Here is an 18,480-nt window from a genome sequence, read left to right as displayed (position 1 = left end):
TCCTTTTCGTATTTTATAGTTAGGAGAGAGTATATGGCTAAGCGTAAATCGAAGTTCATGTGCCGTTCTTGTGGATATGAATCCGCTAAATGGATGGGGCGCTGTCCGGGTTGTGGAGAATGGAACACGATGGATGAAGAAGTAGAGATAGTACAAAAAGGGCCGCGTGCCGCATTTCAGCATGGGGAGAGAGTGAAGCAGAAGGCTTTGCCGATCAGTCAGGTGGAAACGGCTGAAGAGCCTCGTGTCAAAACGGAATTAAAGGAGTTAAACCGCGTGCTTGGAGGGGGAATTGTTCCTGGCTCGCTCATATTAATTGGTGGTGATCCGGGAATCGGAAAATCTACATTGTTGCTTCAAGTCTCCTCGTTACTTGCGAATCAACAACAACGCGTACTATATATATCGGGAGAGGAATCGATTAAGCAAACCAAGTTACGAGCAGAACGTCTAGGTGTGAAATCAGATGAGTTGTATATTTATGCCGAAACCGATCTTGCAATGATCAATGAAACGGTGGATGAAGTGAAGCCGAGATTTGTTATTGTAGACTCGATTCAGACTGTTCACCATCCCGAAGTATCATCGGCACCAGGGAGTGTATCACAAGTGCGTGAATGTACCGCAGAACTAATGCGTATAGCAAAGACGCAAAACATTGCCATATTCCTTGTAGGTCACGTGACAAAAGAAGGACAAATTGCAGGGCCACGATTGCTTGAGCATATGGTGGATACGGTACTGTATTTTGAAGGAGAACGTCACCATACATACCGTATTTTACGCAGTGTTAAAAACCGTTTTGGTTCCACTAATGAAATTGCCATTTTTGAAATGTTGCAAGCTGGATTAAAAGAAGTCTTAAATCCTTCTGAAATGTTTTTACGTGAGCGTTCGCAAGGTGGAGCAGGCTCTACCATTGTTGCTTCTATGGAAGGTACACGACCCATACTGGTTGAAATTCAGGCATTGATGACGGCATCAAGTTTTAATTATCCGAAGCGAATGGCGACTGGACTGGATCAAAACCGTGTGCAGTTATTGATGGCTGTATTGGAAAAACGTGCAGGAATGCTATTGCAGACACAAGATGCGTATATTAAAGTTGCAGGCGGCGTTAAGTTGGATGAGCCGGCAATTGATTTAGCCGTGTTACTGAGTATTGTTTCTAGTTATCGTGATACAGCTGTAGGGGCGCGGGATTGTTTTGTTGGGGAAGTAGGGTTAACAGGTGAGGTTAGAAGGGTATCTAGAATAGAACAACGCGTTACGGAGGCGGCGAAGCTAGGTTTTGATCGCATTATCATCCCGGCGTCTAATCTGGGTGGTTGGGATATTCCGAATGGGATTGAAGTAGTAGGAGTCGAAACTATAACGGAGGCATTAGGTGCGGCATTTAGATAATAAATTTTTATATAACAAGATGAATGGAAAGGTAAGAAACTTTCCTGCCATTTAATTAGTCCTAGTAGGTTAAATGAGGGATTTTCAGAAATTCCTCACTTAACCTAAGCGACCAACCATAATTCGTTGTATACTATTAGGAAGGAAAAGGAGGTGGAAGAATATGTTGAAAAGAGTAGTCCAAGTTTCATTCTTATTAATCGGAGGAACTCTCGGTGTTTTATTTTTACCGTACTTATTCGCTATGTTTGAGTTTACATCTCGCCCCATTATAGAGAACCCTTATGTGGAGGCAATTATAGGAGCCATCATTCTATTTTTATTAAGCTTATTTTTAACTGAACCGATTGTGAACTTTATTAAATGGATAGAAGAAAGACTTCTGAAAGCACCGATTATGGATTTGTTATTCGGTACAATTGGATTAGTCGTAGGATTAATCGTTGCATTTTTATTCAGTTTCGGACTAAGTGCAATTGGCTTTCCAGTAGTATCTTCTGTTGTACCTGTTTTATTGTCTATTCTTCTCGGCTATTTAGGTTTCCAGGTAGGTTTTAAAAAGTGGGAAGAGTTTATCAATGCTTTTTCCAATTTACGCATGACAACGACAAAAAAGAAGGAATCAGCAGAACCGGTGGTCACTCCACCACAAAAAGATGTATATAAATTATTGGATACAAGTGTCATTATTGATGGGCGTATTGCAGATATAGTGGCAACGGGATTTTTGCAAGGGATTTTAGTTGTACCTCAGTTTGTACTGACGGAACTTCAGCATATAGCAGATTCATCTGACACGTTGAAGCGAACAAAAGGTCGGCGTGGCCTAGATATACTAAAACGTTTACAAAATGATGACGGACCACAAGTTCTCATTACGGACGAAGATATTCCGAATGTAGCAGAAGTGGACTTGAAGTTAGTTAAACTGGCGAAGAAAATGGATGGTTTAGTTGTAACGAATGATTTCAACTTAAATAAAGTATCGGATTTGCATGGTGTTGCAGTTTTGAACATCAATGATCTTGCGAACGCAGTGAAACCGGTAGTCATTCCGGGTGAAGAAATGCATGTGGTCGTAATTAAGGACGGCAAAGAACACAATCAAGGCGTTGCATACTTGGATGATGGCACCATGATCGTAATTGAGGATGGTCGTTCTCATATCGGGGATGCTATTGACGTTGTAGTAACAAGTGTATTGCAAACATCTGCGGGTCGAATGATTTTTGCGAAACCCAAAGGTCGATAACCAGCATAGAAAGCAGAGTGACGAACGTGAACTATACAGTGATGATTCCTGCTGCGGGAAGTGGCAAACGAATGGGTGCTGGACAAAATAAACTCTTCTTGAAAATTGGGGAGCATTCAATTTTGTATCATACAGTAAGTGTGTTTCAAGAAGACCCTAATTGTGAAGAAATCATTCTGGCTGTAAAGCCGGAAGAACAAGCCGTGATTGAAGAAATTCTTCAACCGCATCAACACGTCAAACCTATTACATTTGTAAAGGGTGGTGGTGAGCGTCAAAACAGTGTAGCGGCTTGTATCTCTGCTTATAAAGGGAAAAGTATCGTGCTAGTACATGACGCAGCTAGACCTTTCCTAAATTCAGCAATCATTACGAAACTGGTGCATACTGCTAATGAAAAAGGAGCAGCTATAGCGGCAGTTAGGGCGAAAGATACGATCAAGTATGTGGAAGACGGTACTGTGAAAGAAACTTTGAATCGTGAAAAACTATGGCTTATACAAACACCTCAGGCATTTCAATATGAAGTGCTGAAAAAAGCATCTGACTTGGCTATTCAAGAAGGTTTCCTCGGCACGGATGAATCCGCGCTGGTGGAACGAATGGGTCACGAAGTCCAGGTGGTAGAAGGCTCGTATGACAATGTAAAGATGACGACTCAGGAAGATTTGGCGATAGGTGAAATCTTACTGGCAAGAAGAAAGTAGGAGGAATAATTACATGTTTCGAATTGGGCAAGGTTTTGATGTACATGCATTTGAAGAAGGAAGACCACTCATAATCGGGGGAATCACCATTCCGCACACAAGGGGGTTGATCGGTCACTCCGACGCGGATGTGTTATTGCACACCGTAACAGACGCTGCACTCGGCGCAATTGGTAAGGTGGATATTGGCACACATTTCCCTGACACGGATGACGCTTTTAAAGACGCCGATTCTGCTGTTTTGTTGGAAAAAGTGTGGGCGATGGTTAAAGAAGAAGGTTACCATCTAGGGAATATTGATTGTACAATTATTGCGCAGCGCCCGAAAATGGCACCATATATTGGAGATATCCGTGAGCGTGTAGCGGAATTGCTTGAAGCGGACCTATCACAAGTGAATGTCAAAGCTACGACTACGGAACGTCTAGGTTTCCCTGGGCGTGAAGAAGGAATCGCAGCGATGGCTACGATTTTGCTAATGAAAAACCAGTAACTTTCAAAACGGCTTATAGAGTGCTAAAATAGATAGGAAATTATATAAGAACGTAATCAATTCGAAACGGAGAGGTAAATATTATGACACAAGAAGTACGTGTGCGTTATGCACCGAGTCCAACAGGCCAACTACATATTGGTGGCGCGCGGACCGCGTTATTCAACTATTTGTTCGCTCGTCACTATGATGGGAAATTCATTGTTCGTATTGAAGATACGGATACAGCGCGAAATATCGAAAGTGGTGAACTGTCACAACTTGAAAACCTAACGTGGCTAGGTATCCATCATGATGAATCAATTGATATTGGTGGAGAATACGGACCGTACCGCCAAATGGATCGTCTGGATTTGTATAAAAAGTATGCAGATGAAATGCTTGAAAAAGGACATGCTTACAAATGTTTCTGTACAACTGAAGAGTTAGAAGCGAAGCGTGACGCACAAAAAGCATCGGGAATCGCAGCACCCATGTATGATGGCACTTGTCGTCATTTGACAGCAGAACAGGTGGCGGAAAATGAAGCAGCGGGGAAAACCTACACTATTCGTATGCGTGTTCCTGAAGATGTTACGTATACAATTGATGACCTTGTGCGTGGAGAGGTAACATTCGAATCAAAAGATATCGGTGACTGGGTTATGGTTAAAACGAATGGTATTCCTACGTATAACTTTGCTGTAGTCGTTGATGATCATTTGATGAAAATCTCTCACGTTTTCCGTGGGGAAGAGCATTTGACGAATACACCAAAGCAACTAATGGTATTTGATGTATTCGGTTGGGATCATCCGCGATTTGGTCATATGACGTTGATCGTCAATGAAGAGCGTAAAAAGCTTTCAAAACGTGATGAATCAATCATTCAATTCATTACACAGTATAAAGATTTAGGTTATTTGCCGGAAGCTATGTTTAATTTCTTCGCTTTACTTGGTTGGTCGCCTGTCGGAGAAGAGGAGATTTTCTCTCATGACGAACTCGTGAAACAATTCGATGAATCTCGCTTGTCAAAATCACCCTCCATGTTCGACACAAATAAGCTGACGTGGATGAATAACCAATATATAAAAAAACTGTCCTTGGAAGAAGTAATTGAATTAACTTTACCTCATCTACAAGCAGCAGGGCTGGTTTCGGAAAATATGTCTGCTGAAGAACAATCATGGGTTCACGATTTGATCGCGTTATACCACGGTCAATTAAGTTTTGGTGCTGAAATCGTCGAGTTATCCGCCCAGTTTTTCCATGACACACTGGAATATGATGAAGTAGCCTCGGAAATTCTAGCCGGTGAACAAGTACCTGAGGTGATGACATCACTTAAAGGGCAGCTTGAGGCATTAGAAACTTTTGATGCGCCATCTATTAAATCGGCGATTAAAGCGGTGCAAAAAGAAACGGGACATAAAGGTAAGAACTTATTCATGCCTGTACGTGTTGTGGCGACTGGTCAGACATCAGGACCCGAACTACCTGATGCAATCGCGCTGATCGGTAAAGAAAAAATCATTCAACGCATTGAAAGATTTGCAAAATAATCAATATTGACAATTTGATGAAATTCTGTAAAATGAACCTAATGTGAAATGATCATATTAAAAGCGTTGAGAAGGAAAGTACATAGTGGATACTCTTTAGAGAGGGTCATCTAGGCTGGAAATGACCTGAGTCGTGCACTATCGAAATGCACCTTTGAGCGATGAGCTGAAACTGTTAGTAAGCCATACGTATAGTCTGCGTTAAAGACATTAAGCGGGGGACAATTAGGTTCTCAAGCGGAGTGGAACCACGCATTTAATGCGTCTCTGTCATCATAAGTGACGGGGGCGCTTTTTTTATCTTACGAATTTTTTAAAAGTGTAAACCGTCGTCATGTGAAAGAAGAAAAAAGGGGGAAGTTCATTGTTCAAACGTATGAAAGAAGATATTCGGTGTATTTTCGATCAAGATCCGGCAGCTCGTAGCACAATTGAAGTAATCTTAACGTATTCGGGGTTGCATGCCATTTGGATGCATCGTATTGCGCATGTGTTTTATAAGCGTAATCTTCGTTTCTTGGCTCGTGTAGTATCGCAAGTTAGCAGATTCTTTACGGGAATTGAAATTCATCCTGGAGCAGTAATAGGCAGACGTCTATTCATTGATCATGGAATGGGTGTAGTAATAGGGGAAACATGTGAAATTGGCGATGATGTGACACTTTACCAAGGAGTTACACTAGGGGGAACAGGTAAAGAAGGCGGCAAGCGACATCCGACGCTATGTGATAATGTATTGGTTGCATCGGGTGCCAAAGTACTTGGTTCCATCACGATTGGTGAGAACAGTAAGGTAGGAGCGGGTTCGGTCATATTGAAAGAAGTGCCTCCCAACTCTACAGTAGTTGGGATACCAGGAAAAATCGTTATTTCCAATGGAGTACGTGTAAATAGTAAACTGGATCATTCTACGCAAGATCCTATTTCGGATGAAATCAAGCGATTGGAAAAGCAAATTCAGGAGTTAAAGCTACGTACTCAGCAGTTGGAAACCATGAATGAAAAAAAGGGAGATTTACATGAGCATTCAACTTTATAATACATTGACACGTAAGAAAGAAAAATTTATTCCGATAGAAGAAGGAAAAGTTAAAATGTATGTCTGTGGACCGACCGTTTACAACTATATTCATATCGGAAACGCTCGTCCTGTCATTGCTTTTGATACGATTCGTCGCTACTTGGAATATCGTGGATATGAAGTGAATTATGTCTCGAATTTCACAGACGTAGACGACAAAATCATTAAAGCAGCAAATGAATTAAATGAAGAGGTCGGAGAATTAACCGACCGTTTCATTGCGGCATATCACGAAGATGTAAGTGCTCTCGGCTGTGAGGAAGCGACAGCGCATCCTCGAGTAACTGAGCATATTCAGGACATTGTGGAGTTCATTCAAGTTCTAATCGACAAAGGATTTGCCTACGAGTCCCATGGAGATGTCTATTTCCGTACACGTGAATTCGAAGGATACGGGAAACTTTCACATCAATCTATTGATGAATTAAAAGTAGGTGCACGGGTGGAAGAGAACGCAATCAAAACAGATCCTCTTGATTTTGCGCTTTGGAAGTCAGCGAAAACGGGAGAGATCTCATGGGATAGTCCGTGGGGTACGGGTCGTCCAGGGTGGCATATCGAATGTTCGGTAATGGCTAAGCAACTTCTTGGGGACACTATCGATATTCACGCAGGTGGGCAAGACTTAACATTCCCGCATCACGAAAATGAGATTGCGCAGTCTGAAGCGGCTACGGGAAAAACCTTCGCCAACTATTGGATGCATAACGGCTATATCAATATTGATAACGAAAAAATGTCGAAGTCATTAGGTAATTTTATTTTGGTACATGAAATTCGGAAACAAATCGACCCGAAGGTGCTACGTTTCTTCATGCTGTCTGTGCACTATCGTCATCCAGTTAACTTTGCGCAGGAACTCGTAGAGAGCGCGGCGAATGGATTGGAACGGATCCAAACTTCGTACAGCAACTTGCAACACCGCCTATCTATTTCGGCAGACCTGGCGGAAAGTTCCGAGTCATGGTCAAATAAGATCCAAGAACAAATTAACGCATTTGAGAAAGCGATGGATGATGACTTTAATACTGCTAATGCAATTGCGTCAATTTTTGAACTATCCAAACAGGCGAACGTGTACTTGCTTGAGAAAAATACAGACCGCCACACTCTTCAGCAATTCATCGATGCGTTGGATCTATTAATGGGTGTACTTGGTTTGCCTTTTGAAAGCACTGATGAATTGATGGATAGTGATGTGGATAAATTGATTCAAGAACGTCTTGAGGCTCGGAAGAATCGTGATTTTGCACGGTCGGATGAAATTCGTGATGAATTAAAAGTACGAGGAATTATTTTAGAAGATACAGCGCAAGGTACTCGCTGGAAAAGAGGGTAACCGTGTGGGGAATTTACGTGAAATAGACGTTAAACAACTCAATGCACTAGCACTTGCTTATATGGGAGATGCTGTATATGAAACAGCGGTTAGAGAGCATTTACTACGCTGTGGACGTGTAAAACCACAAATTTTGCATAAGGAAGCTACACGCTTTGTTTCTGCAAAAGCACAGGCACGAATTATCCTGACGATGAGAGATCAACAACTTCTCACGGAAGAAGAATTAACGGTAATGCGACGTGGTCGCAATGCGAAAGCGGGATCCGTCCCTAAAAACACTGATGTTACTACGTATAATTACAGCTCTGCATTCGAAGCGGTCCTCGGGTATGTACATTTATTGGATCGGCAAGAGCGTCTGGCTGAACTGATCGAGATGGCGATTCGACTAGTGGAGCATCCTGAGGAGGAAAAAGCATGACAGAGTCAGAAGTGGAATTGATTGGTGGAAGAAACCCTGTCGTAGAAGCATTGCGTTCTGGTAGGCAGTTGAATAAAATCTGGGTGGCAGAAGGTGTGAATAAAAAAAGTATCGGCGAGATTATAAAGCTTGCTAAAGAAGCGGGGGTAGTTGTGCAGACGACACCGAAGCAGAAATTAGATGGTATGACGGATCTGAGTCACCAAGGAATTCTCGCTTCGGTTGCTGCTTACGATTATGCCGAGCTGGAAGACTTATTTGCAATCGCTAAAGAAAGGCAAGAAGATCCGTTCTTTATCATTCTTGACGAGCTTGAAGATCCACATAATCTTGGGTCTATTTTACGAACAGCAGACGCTTCGGGTGTACATGGCATCATCATTCCGAAGAGACGCGCTGTTGGATTGACAGGCGTGGTAGCAAAAGCATCAACAGGTGCGATTGAACATATACCAGTTGTGCGGGTAAATAATTTGTCCCAAACTGTGGATGAGCTAAAGAAACGAGGGGTGTGGATTGCGGGGACAGATGCATCCAATTCCACTGATTACCGCAATATGGATGCTACGTTACCTTTAGCTGTCATTATAGGTAGCGAAGGAAAAGGCATGTCACGCATTTTACGAGAAAGATGTGATTTCCTTTATAGGTTGCCGATGGTCGGAGAAGTTACGTCTTTAAATGCTTCGGTAGCGGCGGCATTATTGATGTATGAAGTTCTACGAAAGCGTCAATCCGCCCAGGCTACATCATGAAAAAAGATGTGCTACTCGTTGATGGATACAATATCATCGGTGCGTGGCCTGAACTACAACAACTAAAACAAGAAAATTTTGCGCAAGCGCGTGATCGACTTATTGAGCGGATGGCTGAATTTCAGGCCAACAAGGGATGGCGTGTCATCGTAATATTTGATGCCCACCTGGCACCGGGTATAGAGAAACGAAAAAAACAATACCGCGTGGAAGTCGTCTTTACAAGAGAGAATGAAACGGCGGATGAACGAATTGAAAAATTGGTTTCCGAATTATCCAATCGCTTGACACAAATCCATGTAGCAACTTCAGATCTTGTAGAACAATGGGTAGTGTTTGCCCAGGGTGCACTTCGCATCTCTGCGCGAGAGTTGGAAATTGCTATGAAAGAAGTGGATCGTGTAATTGCGCAAAAGTTAAAAGATTCACTAGAACAACGGCCTCTATCAAAGATTCCTCTGACGGATGAAGTGGCAGCAGAATTCGAAAAAATGAGACGTGGTAGAAAATGAGTAGTTGACGTGAAAAATCACCACGTCTATACTGACATATAAAACCAATTAGTACTCTGGGGTGGAGGGGTTGGTGCGGATCATGGAAAATGCGAAGAGTAAAAACGATTATTCTAAACTATCTGATGAAGAAATGGTGGAATTGATCCATTTAGGGAATTCGGATGTATTAGAGTTTTTAATAACCAAATTTCAACCGGTTGTCCGAATGAAAGCGAGAACCTATTTTATTATTGGTGGAGATCGTGAAGATATCATGCAAGAAGGAATGATTGGACTTTATAAAGCGATACGTGATTTCCGTCCTGATAGATTAAGCTCATTTAAAGTCTTCGCTGAATTGTGTGTGACGCGGCAAATTATTACAGCTATTAAAACTGCCACGCGTCAAAAACATATTCCGCTTAATACATCTGTTTCGTTGGACAAGCCGATGTATGATGAAGAACATGAGCGAACGTTGCTGGATATCATATCGGGGTCTACGTTAGATGACCCTGAAGATTTAATCATCCATAAAGAAAATTTCGTATTCATGGAAAAAGAGATGAACAAAGTGTTGAGTGGATTGGAAAAAGAAGTATTAACATTGTACTTAGAAGGTCAATCCTATCGGGAAATTTCCGAAGTGCTTAATCGTCAAGTAAAATCAATAGATAATGCTTTGCAACGGATTAAGCGTAAACTAGAAAACTCGATGGCAATGGATCTGGTACGCTAAATATATCAATAGTAAATTGACATATCGTTAGTTAAATGATACTCTTTAGCGAGACTATTGTCTTGAATTAGGTGAATTGAAATGTCGAAAAAAATAACTTTAAGCTGTGAGATATGTGGTTCGCGAAACTATTCTTTGCCCGCTGGCAACAACAGCTGTGAGGGAAGAATGAATATAAAGAAGTTTTGCAGTCATTGCAATGCACATACATTGCATAAGCAAACCATTTGACCAGTTACATAGAGTTCGCGTCGGAACACTATGTCATTCGGAAGGGTTGGAGAAGAATGGGCAAGATTACCGATTTTTTGAAAAAAGTCGTTTCGGAAATGCGGAAAGTCAGCTGGCCGAAACGTAAAGAATTAACAAAGTATACTGTAGTTGTTATTTCAACGGTCATATTCATGGCTATCTATTTCTTCGTAGTAGATCTAGGTATCTCCGGAGTAATGAAATGGTATACAGGTCTGTGAAAATGAAGTATGAATAGCGTGAGAATATCCCGTTTTGATGAAAGAACGGGTTTTTTCAGCTTTATTTTAAGGGAGGGACGGACGCATAGTCCTCAATGTCATGGAAATGGATAAAAATTGGTATGTTGTGCATACGTACTCAGGTTATGAGAACAAGGTAAAGGCTAATCTTGAAAAGCGTGTCGAGACAATGGGCATGTCAGACAAGATATTTCGTGTCGTCATTCCTGAAGAGGAAGAGACGGATATTAAAGACGGTAAAAAGAAAACAGTTATGCGTAAAACGTTCCCAGGCTATGTTTTGGTTGAATTAATCATGACAGATGACTCTTGGTACGTTGTTCGCAATACACCAGGTGTTACTGGATTTATCGGTTCATCAGGTGGTGGGGCGAAGCCTACACCGTTGTTGCCGGAAGAAGTAGAGTTCATCCTAAAGCAAATGGGTATGAAGGAACAACGTGTAGATATCGATTTTGGGGTAGGCGAAAGTGTAACAGTGCTAGAAGGACCATTTGCACACTTTGAAGGTAAAGTGGAAGAGATTGAAATGGACAAAGGTAAAGTTGTCGTAAGTGTCGATATGTTCGGACGCGAAACGAAGATGGAGCTTTCGTTCGACCAAGTAGAAAAAATGGATTGATGGGCAATGGGAATTTTCCTCTTGCAAAATCTGTGTAATGGTGGTATCATTTCAAAGGTCAGACCTAGTCTGTACGGATTAACCAATTCTACCGACGTCGTCGGCAGGCACATATTTGAGTGGGAGGGGCAACCCAATTACCACATCACGGACTTAAGGAGGTGTGTCTCGTGGCTAAAAAAGTTACTAAAGTAGTGAAATTGCAAATTCCAGCTGGTAAAGCAAATCCAGCACCACCAGTAGGGCCGGCATTAGGTCAAGCAGGTGTTAACATTATGGGATTCTGTAAAGAATTTAACGCTCGTACAGCAGATCAAGCTGGTCTAATTATTCCAGTTGAAATCTCGGTATTCGAGGACCGTTCGTTTACATTCATCACAAAAACTCCGCCGGCAGCAGTATTGCTGAAGGTTGCAGCAAACGTTCAAAAGGGTTCAGGTGAGCCTAATAAAAACAAAGTTGCTACAGTTAAGCGTGATAAAGTTAGAGAAATCGCAGAACAAAAGATGCCAGACTTAAACGCGGCGTCAGTTGAAGCGGCGATGGCAATGGTCGAAGGTACTGCTCGCAGTATGGGATTCAAAATCGAAGACTGATTTTGGTTTTTCATAATACAGCAATTGTTTGAAGGTGAAGGCTGCGGTCGAATGAGATTCGCAGCCTTCATTAAGTGGGAGGTTTAATCCGTTAAAACCACAAATGAGGAGGAAAATTCTGATGGCTAAAAGAGGTAAAAAATTCGTAGATGCAGCGAAGCTTGTAGATCGTACAGCTACATACACTACGAAAGAAGCAATTGAACTTGCTAAAAAGACAACTACTACTAATTTTGATGCAACAGTTGAAGTAGCTTTCCGTCTAGGTATTGATACTCGTAAAAACGATCAGCAAATCCGTGGAGCTGTAGTACTTCCAAACGGTACTGGTAAAACTCAACGCGTATTAGTATTCGCTAAAGGTGATAAAGTGAAAGAAGCAGAAGCTGCAGGCGCAGACTATGTAGGCGACGCAGAATTGATTGCTAAAATTCAACAAGGTTGGTTTGATTTCGACGTAATCGTTGCTACACCTGACATGATGGGCGAAGTTGGTAAGATTGGTCGCGTACTTGGACCAAAAGGACTTATGCCGAACCCGAAAACAGGTACTGTAACATTTGACGTAACAAAAGCTGTTGAAGAAATTAAAGCTGGTAAAGTTGAATATCGTGCGGATAAAGCGGGAATTATCCATGCACCAATCGGTAAAGTTTCTTTCGATAACGAGAAGTTAGAAGAAAACTTCTTGACGATCTTTGAAACGATTCAAAAAGCTAAACCTGCATCAGCAAAAGGAACATTCATGAAATCGGTAAACGTTACGACAACTATGGGTCCTGCTGTAAAAATAGACCCGTCAAGCGTTACTGTTAAATAATAATTGACAAGCATATAGTGATCTGTTAAGATTACGCTTGTTATGATGATAACCATTTGTACCGAAGACAGCAGGTGTGGCTTGCCACTTAATGCTCCTGCCGAGGACAAGACGCTCTTTTTAAAAGATGACGACTTTTCTGCCCTCATGTCTTAGACATTGAGGGCTTTTTATATCGGTATAAGTGACCCTAATTACCAGGAGGTGTCAACATGAGCAAAATTTTAGAAGCTAAACAAGCGGTCGTGTCAGAAGTTGCTGACAAACTGCAATCAGCAGCATCTGTAGTAGTTGTCGATTACCGTGGTCTTACGGTTTCACAAGTTACAGAACTGCGTAAACAACTTCGTGAAGCGGGCATCGAGTTCAAAGTTTATAAAAACTCAATGGTGCGTCGTGCGACGGTAGTTGCAGGACTAGAAGGTTTGAACGAAAACTTGACAGGTCCAAACGCTATCGCCTTCTCTACAGAAGACGTAGTAGCGCCGGCTAAAATCTTAAATGATTTCGCTAAAAAGAACGACAAGCTTGAAATTAAAGCGGGTGTGATCGAAGGAAACGTTGCATCAGCTGAAGATGTGAAAGCATTGGCTACTCTACCGTCTCGCGATGGTCTACTATCTATGCTACTCAGCGTTCTTCAAGCGCCAGTACGAAACTTTGCACTTGCTACGAAAGCAGTTGCAGAACAAAAAGAAGAGCAAGGTGCTTAATTTCGCATCTTAACTGTGACCGGAAAAAACTAGCCGGTTAAATACAACTTTCCAGGAGGAACTTAAAATGACTAATGCACAAATTTTAGACGCAATCAAAGAAATGACAGTTCTTGAACTAAACGACCTTGTTAAAGCAATCGAAGAAGAATTCGGCGTAACAGCAGCAGCACCTGTTGCAGCAGCTGGAGCAGTTGCGGAAGCGGCTGTAGAGCAAACTGAATTCGATGTAATCCTTGCATCAGCTGGAGATCAAAAAATTAAAGTTATCAAAGCAGTTCGTGAAATCACTGGCCTAGGCTTGAAAGAAGCTAAAGCTCTTGTAGACGAAGCTCCTAAAGCTGTTAAAGAAGCAGCATCTAAAGAAGAAGCAGAAGAAATGAAAGCTAAACTTGAAGAAGTTGGCGCAACTGTAGAATTTAAGTAATTTCTACTTCCTTGAGAAAAGCCCGTCTATCTGACGGGCTTTTTTCTTCATATATAGAGAATGTAACTCTACGCGGGAGGTGTATATATGGGAGAGCATTATTACTCAAAAAAACCTCAAGTTTCAAGTGCCCCCAAGCAGTGGAAGGCTGAGATTCGTAACAAAGTTTTTTTATTTACGACAGATGCTGGCGTATTTAGTAAAGGTAGTGTAGATGAAGGATCAAAATTGCTCGCTGAGACGTTTAAACTACCGTCCGTCGGGGGAGACTTCTTGGAAATAGGGTGCGGTTATGGACCGATTGCGTTGTCCATTGCGTCGGATTTCCCTGAACGGCTTGTCCATATGGTAGATGTTAACGAGCGGGCGTTAGCGCTTTCTAAAATAAATGCCCAACAAAACAAGATCGGTAATATACAAATTTATGAGAGTAGTGGAGTTGATCAAGTACAATCTGATGGCTTTGCTGCGATTATAACAAATCCTCCTATTAGAGCAGGTAAGCAAACAGTCTTTTCATTTTACGACGGTGCTTATGAAAAGTTGGCTTTAGGTGGCGAACTATGGGTCGTTATTCAAAAGAAACAAGGGGCTCCATCCACGATAGACTACTTGAAGAAGTTGTTTGGTAATGTGGACACAGTTGCCAAGAAAAAAGGCTACTTTATTTTGGTAGCGAAAAAAGTTTGACAGGATCGATATCTTATAGTAGCATTGTTAAATGCATAAATGTTTATATTGCAGCTGTATGCCCTTTTGTGTGATGTAGTAGAGGAAAAGGCATATTGATGTTTGGATAAAGATTGTGAAATCGAAAATGAGCTCTTGTCGGAACTCGTTTTCTTTTTGTTTTTTCGAAGTCACAGCGGAATTTCTGATTTTGCAAAAACTAATATTGTCTTAATGAGGGGTGAATGAGTTGACAGGTCATTTAGTTCAGTATGGTCAACATCGTCAGCGTAGGAGTTTCGCGCGAATCAAAGAAGTACTCGATTTGCCAAATTTGATTGAAATTCAAACGGCATCTTATGAGTGGTTCTTAGAAGAGGGGTTACGTGAAATGTTTCGGGATATTTCTCCTATCCAGGATTTCACAGGTAACTTGTCCTTGGAATTTATCGATTACAAACTGGGTGATCCCAAATATCCAGTAGACGAATCAAAAGAGCGCGATGTGACATACGCCGCACCACTTCGTGTAAAAGTACGTCTTCATAACCAGGAAACCGGCGATGTGAAGGAACAAGACGTTTTCATGGGAGATTTCCCGCTCATGACGGAAAATGGAACATTCATTATTAATGGGGCTGAGCGTGTTATTGTATCACAGCTCGTTCGTTCGCCAAGTGTTTACTACAATGATAAGACGGACAAAAATGGTAAGCGAGGATTTGGCGCTACTGTTATTCCGAACCGTGGAGCGTGGCTTGAGTATGAAACAGATGCAAAAGATGTAGTACATGTCCGTATCGACCGTACTCGTAAGTTGCCAATCACTGTTTTATTGCGTGCATTAGGCTTCTCTACTGATCAAGAAATTATCGATTTAATCGGCGATAATGAATATTTACGGAATTCATTAGAAAAAGATAATACCGAGACTTCAGAAAAAGCGATGCTTGAAATCTATGAGCGACTTCGTCCAGGTGAACCACCAACACTAGACAGCGCAAGAAGTCTTTTGTATTCACGTTTCTTCGATCCGAAACGCTATGATTTGGCGAATGTTGGACGTTATAAAATGAATAAGAAGCTTCACTTGCAAAATCGACTGTTCAACCAAACGGCTGCTGAAACACTTGTCGACCCTGAAACAGGCGAGATTTTAGTGGAAAAGGATCAGCTGATCGACCGACGTACATTGGATAAATTACTACCATTTTTATCTCAAGGTATCAATACTGAATCGATCGAACATGTAGGGTCTATATTGGAAGAGCCAATGGTTATTCAGACGCTAAAGATTTACGCGCCAAAAAGTGAAGAAAAACAAGTGATTAATGTCATTTCTAACGCTGAAGTAGACGAGTCTATTAAGCATATTACCCCTTCAGATATCGTTGCTTCTATAAGTTATTTCTTCAACCTCTTGCATGGTGTAGGAAACACAGATGATATTGACCATCTTGGTAATCGTCGTTTGCGTTCTGTTGGTGAATTACTCCAAAACCAATTCCGTATCGGTCTTTCCCGTATGGAGCGTGTGGTTAAAGAGAGAATGTCTATCAATGACACGCAATCTATAGTACCTCAACAATTGATCAATATTCGTCCTGTTATTGCATCAATTAAAGAGTTTTTCGGTAGCTCGCAGCTATCTCAGTTCATGGACCAAACCAATCCATTGGCTGAATTGACACATAAGCGTCGTTTATCTGCACTAGGACCTGGTGGTTTGACTCGTGAGCGAGCAGGAATGGAAGTTCGTGACGTTCACTACTCTCATTATGGTCGTATGTGTCCGATTGAAACGCCAGAGGGACCAAACATTGGACTGATTAACTCGTTGTCTACATTCGCGAAAGTAAATCAATTTGGTTTCATTGAGACTCCATATCGTAAAGTAGATCCAGAAACGGGTCGCGTTACGTCACAGATTGATTATTTAACAGCAGATATTGAAGATAACTATGTAGTGGCACAAGCAAACGCGTTGCTTGAGGAAGACGGGTCATTTACGAATGAAGGCGTCGTGGGACGTTTCCAAGGGGATAACACTGTATTCCGCCGTGAACAAATGGATTATATGGATGTTTCACCTAAGCAAGTTGTATCAGCAGCTACTGCATGTATTCCTTTCTTAGAAAATGATGACTCTAACCGTGCATTGATGGGTGCGAACATGCAACGTCAAGCGGTTCCTTTGTTAAATCCCGAAGCACCATTAGTGGGTACAGGTATGGAGCACATTTCTGCACGTGATTCAGGAGCAGCTGTTGTTTCTAAATACCACGGTATCGTAGAACACGTAGAAGCTAAGGAAATTCGTATTCGTCGTATTGAAGAAGTGGGCGGTAAAGAAGTCAAGGGTGACCTTGTTGTTTGTCGTTTATCTAAATTCATTCGTTCGAACCAAGGAACTTGCTATAACCAACGTCCGATTGTGAAAGTTGGCGACCGTGTCAAACCACTTGATATTCTTGCGGACGGACCATCGATGGAACAGGGAGAACTTGCGCTTGGACGTAACGTTCTAACTGCGTTCATGACATGGGATGGTTACAACTACGAAGATGCGATTATCATGAGTGAGCGTCTGGTGAAAGATGATGTATTCACGTCTGTTCATATTGAAGAATATGAATCGGAGGCACGTGATACTAAGCTTGGGCCAGAAGAAATCACGCGTGATATTCCAAACGTCGGAGAAGATGCATTACGCAACTTGGACGACAGAGGAATTATTCGTATCGGTGCAGAAGTACGAGATGGAGATATCTTGGTCGGTAAAGTAACGCCTAAGGGAGTTACGGAATTGACTGCGGAAGAACGTCTTCTACATGCGATCTTTGGGGAAAAAGCACGTGAAGTCCGTGATACTTCATTACGTGTCCCTCATGGAGCAGGCGGAATCGTTCTGGATGTCAAAGTCTTCAACCGTGAAGACGGCGATGAGCTATCTCCAGGAGTAAACCAGTTAGTACGAGTATATATCGTACAGAAGCGTAAAATCTCTGTTGGAGATAAGATGGCAGGACGTCACGGTAATAAGGGTGTTATTTCCCGAATCTTACCTGAGTCGGAAATGCCGTTCCTTCCAGATGGTACACCGATCGATGTTATGTTAAATCCACTTGGTGTTCCGTCCCGTATGAATATCGGACAGGTTCTTGAAATGCATCTTGGTATGGCTGCACGCAGTCTAGGTATTCACACTGCTTCTCCTGTATTTGACGGTGCGAACGAAGAAGACGTTTGGGCTACAATGGAAGAAGCGGGAATGGACCGTGACGGTAAAACCATGCTATACGATGGCCGTTCAGGTGAACCATTTGATAACCGTGTATCAGTCGGCGTTATGTACTTGATCAAACTTGCCCACATGGTAGATGATAAGTTGCACGCACGATCTACTGGACCATACTCACTCGTTACACAGCAACCACTCGGCGGTAAAGCCCAGTTCGGTGGACAGCGTTTCGGGGAAATGGAAGTATGGGCGCTAGAAGCATACGGTGCCGCTTATACATTGCAAGAAATTTTAACAGTCAAATCCGATGACGTCGTAGGACGTGTGAAAACATACGAAGCGATTGTCAAAGGTGATAGCGTACCTCAACCAGGTGTACCGGAATCATTTAAAGTACTAATCAAAGAACTTCAAAGTTTAGGGTTAGACGTGAAGATGTTGACAGAAGACTTCGAAGAAATTGAGTTACGTGATTTAGATGACGAAGAAGATTTGCAACCAACTGACGCATTGAACTTGATTAAAGAAGATCAACCGATCGCCTAGAGAAGATAGCACTGATCTGAAATGTAAATAAAACAAACAAAAATGAATAGAAGAGGGCTTCGAGCACCCTCTTCTATTTTATTCAGTAAGAAGAATGTCTTACATGAATGTACTACTACA

20 protein-coding genes and 2 other annotated features are annotated in these 18,480 nt (G+C 41.9%); all 20 genes read left to right on the top strand.

Annotation, left to right across the window (positions count from 1 at the left end; genetic code table 11):
- Positions 1-33 precede the first annotated feature (33 nt).
- A complete protein-coding gene (gene radA / locus CSV63_RS05215) occupies positions 34-1,404 on the top strand; it encodes a DNA repair protein RadA (protein WP_099694847.1) in 1,371 nt (456 codons plus the stop codon).
- 163 nt (positions 1,405-1,567) lie between these two features.
- On the top strand, positions 1,568-2,656 hold the full coding sequence (locus tag CSV63_RS05210) for a PIN/TRAM domain-containing protein (protein WP_099694846.1): 1,089 nt from the start codon (positions 1,568-1,570) through the stop codon (positions 2,654-2,656).
- A gap of 26 nt (positions 2,657-2,682) precedes the next feature.
- The gene (ispD, locus tag CSV63_RS05205; RefSeq protein ID WP_099694845.1) at positions 2,683-3,363 is read left to right on the top strand and encodes a 2-C-methyl-D-erythritol 4-phosphate cytidylyltransferase; all 681 of its coding nucleotides are present in this window, start codon (positions 2,683-2,685) and stop codon (positions 3,361-3,363) included.
- Between the two features lie 13 nt (positions 3,364-3,376).
- Positions 3,377-3,856 (top strand): 2-C-methyl-D-erythritol 2,4-cyclodiphosphate synthase, encoded by a 480-nt coding sequence (gene ispF / locus CSV63_RS05200; protein WP_099694844.1) that lies wholly within the window; start codon positions 3,377-3,379, stop codon positions 3,854-3,856.
- Positions 3,857-3,939: 83 nt separating this feature from the next.
- Positions 3,940-5,400, top strand: a complete 1,461-nt coding sequence (gene gltX, locus CSV63_RS05195; protein ID WP_099694843.1) for a glutamate--tRNA ligase — start codon at positions 3,940-3,942, stop codon at positions 5,398-5,400.
- Between the two features lie 57 nt (positions 5,401-5,457).
- Positions 5,458-5,672 (top strand) — a binding site (T-box leader).
- A 92-nt stretch (positions 5,673-5,764) separates the two neighbouring features.
- Complete coding sequence (gene cysE / locus CSV63_RS05190; protein WP_099630521.1) at positions 5,765-6,439, top strand: serine O-acetyltransferase; 675 nt, start codon at positions 5,765-5,767, stop codon at positions 6,437-6,439.
- Positions 6,420-7,820, top strand: a complete 1,401-nt coding sequence (gene cysS, locus CSV63_RS05185) for a cysteine--tRNA ligase (RefSeq protein ID WP_099694842.1) — start codon at positions 6,420-6,422, stop codon at positions 7,818-7,820. The genes cysE and cysS overlap by 20 nt, the downstream gene beginning before the upstream one ends.
- Before the next feature lie 4 nt (positions 7,821-7,824).
- The gene (locus CSV63_RS05180; RefSeq protein WP_304442416.1) at positions 7,825-8,244 is read left to right on the top strand and encodes a Mini-ribonuclease 3; all 420 of its coding nucleotides are present in this window, start codon (positions 7,825-7,827) and stop codon (positions 8,242-8,244) included.
- Complete coding sequence (gene rlmB, locus CSV63_RS05175) at positions 8,241-8,999, top strand: 23S rRNA (guanosine(2251)-2'-O)-methyltransferase RlmB (RefSeq protein ID WP_099694841.1); 759 nt, start codon at positions 8,241-8,243, stop codon at positions 8,997-8,999. Before CSV63_RS05180 ends, rlmB begins: the two co-directional genes overlap by 4 nt.
- Positions 8,996-9,511: an NYN domain-containing protein gene (locus CSV63_RS05170; RefSeq protein ID WP_099694840.1), complete on the top strand. Its 516-nt coding sequence runs from the start codon at positions 8,996-8,998 to the stop codon at positions 9,509-9,511. Before rlmB ends, CSV63_RS05170 begins: the two co-directional genes overlap by 4 nt.
- Before the next feature lie 82 nt (positions 9,512-9,593).
- Positions 9,594-10,232 carry an RNA polymerase sporulation sigma factor SigH gene (gene sigH, locus CSV63_RS05165; protein ID WP_099694839.1) on the top strand — a complete coding sequence of 213 codons (639 nt, stop codon included), beginning with the start codon at positions 9,594-9,596 and terminating at the stop codon, positions 10,230-10,232.
- Between the two features lie 81 nt (positions 10,233-10,313).
- Entirely contained in the window at positions 10,314-10,463 is a 150-nt protein-coding gene (rpmG, locus tag CSV63_RS05160) for a 50S ribosomal protein L33 (RefSeq protein ID WP_099694838.1), read from the top strand.
- Between the two features lie 56 nt (positions 10,464-10,519).
- Positions 10,520-10,705: a preprotein translocase subunit SecE gene (gene secE, locus CSV63_RS05155; protein WP_099630527.1), complete on the top strand. Its 186-nt coding sequence runs from the start codon at positions 10,520-10,522 to the stop codon at positions 10,703-10,705.
- A gap of 106 nt (positions 10,706-10,811) precedes the next feature.
- Positions 10,812-11,348 (top strand): transcription termination/antitermination protein NusG, encoded by a 537-nt coding sequence (gene nusG / locus CSV63_RS05150; protein WP_099630597.1) that lies wholly within the window; start codon positions 10,812-10,814, stop codon positions 11,346-11,348.
- Positions 11,349-11,518: 170 nt separating this feature from the next.
- Positions 11,519-11,944 carry a 50S ribosomal protein L11 gene (gene rplK / locus CSV63_RS05145; protein WP_029053289.1) on the top strand — a complete coding sequence of 142 codons (426 nt, stop codon included), beginning with the start codon at positions 11,519-11,521 and terminating at the stop codon, positions 11,942-11,944.
- 121 nt (positions 11,945-12,065) lie between these two features.
- Entirely contained in the window at positions 12,066-12,764 is a 699-nt protein-coding gene (rplA, locus tag CSV63_RS05140; RefSeq protein WP_099694837.1) for a 50S ribosomal protein L1, read from the top strand.
- Positions 12,765-12,807: 43 nt separating this feature from the next.
- Positions 12,808-12,946 (top strand) — a sequence feature (ribosomal protein L10 leader region).
- A gap of 30 nt (positions 12,947-12,976) precedes the next feature.
- Complete coding sequence (gene rplJ / locus CSV63_RS05135; protein WP_099630529.1) at positions 12,977-13,477, top strand: 50S ribosomal protein L10; 501 nt, start codon at positions 12,977-12,979, stop codon at positions 13,475-13,477.
- A 67-nt stretch (positions 13,478-13,544) separates the two neighbouring features.
- On the top strand, positions 13,545-13,904 hold the full coding sequence (gene rplL, locus CSV63_RS05130; RefSeq protein WP_099694836.1) for a 50S ribosomal protein L7/L12: 360 nt from the start codon (positions 13,545-13,547) through the stop codon (positions 13,902-13,904).
- Positions 13,905-13,991: 87 nt separating this feature from the next.
- On the top strand, positions 13,992-14,594 hold the full coding sequence (locus CSV63_RS05125; protein ID WP_099694835.1) for a class I SAM-dependent methyltransferase: 603 nt from the start codon (positions 13,992-13,994) through the stop codon (positions 14,592-14,594).
- Between the two features lie 220 nt (positions 14,595-14,814).
- Positions 14,815-18,360 (top strand): DNA-directed RNA polymerase subunit beta, encoded by a 3,546-nt coding sequence (rpoB, locus tag CSV63_RS05120; protein WP_199203604.1) that lies wholly within the window; start codon positions 14,815-14,817, stop codon positions 18,358-18,360.
- Positions 18,361-18,480 lie beyond the last annotated feature (120 nt).

Origin of the sequence: Sporosarcina sp. P34 (assembly GCF_002743375.1) — a bacterium.
GTDB lineage: Bacteria > Bacillota > Bacilli > Bacillales_A > Planococcaceae > Sporosarcina.
This window is presented reverse-complemented; position numbering and strand designations above follow the sequence as displayed.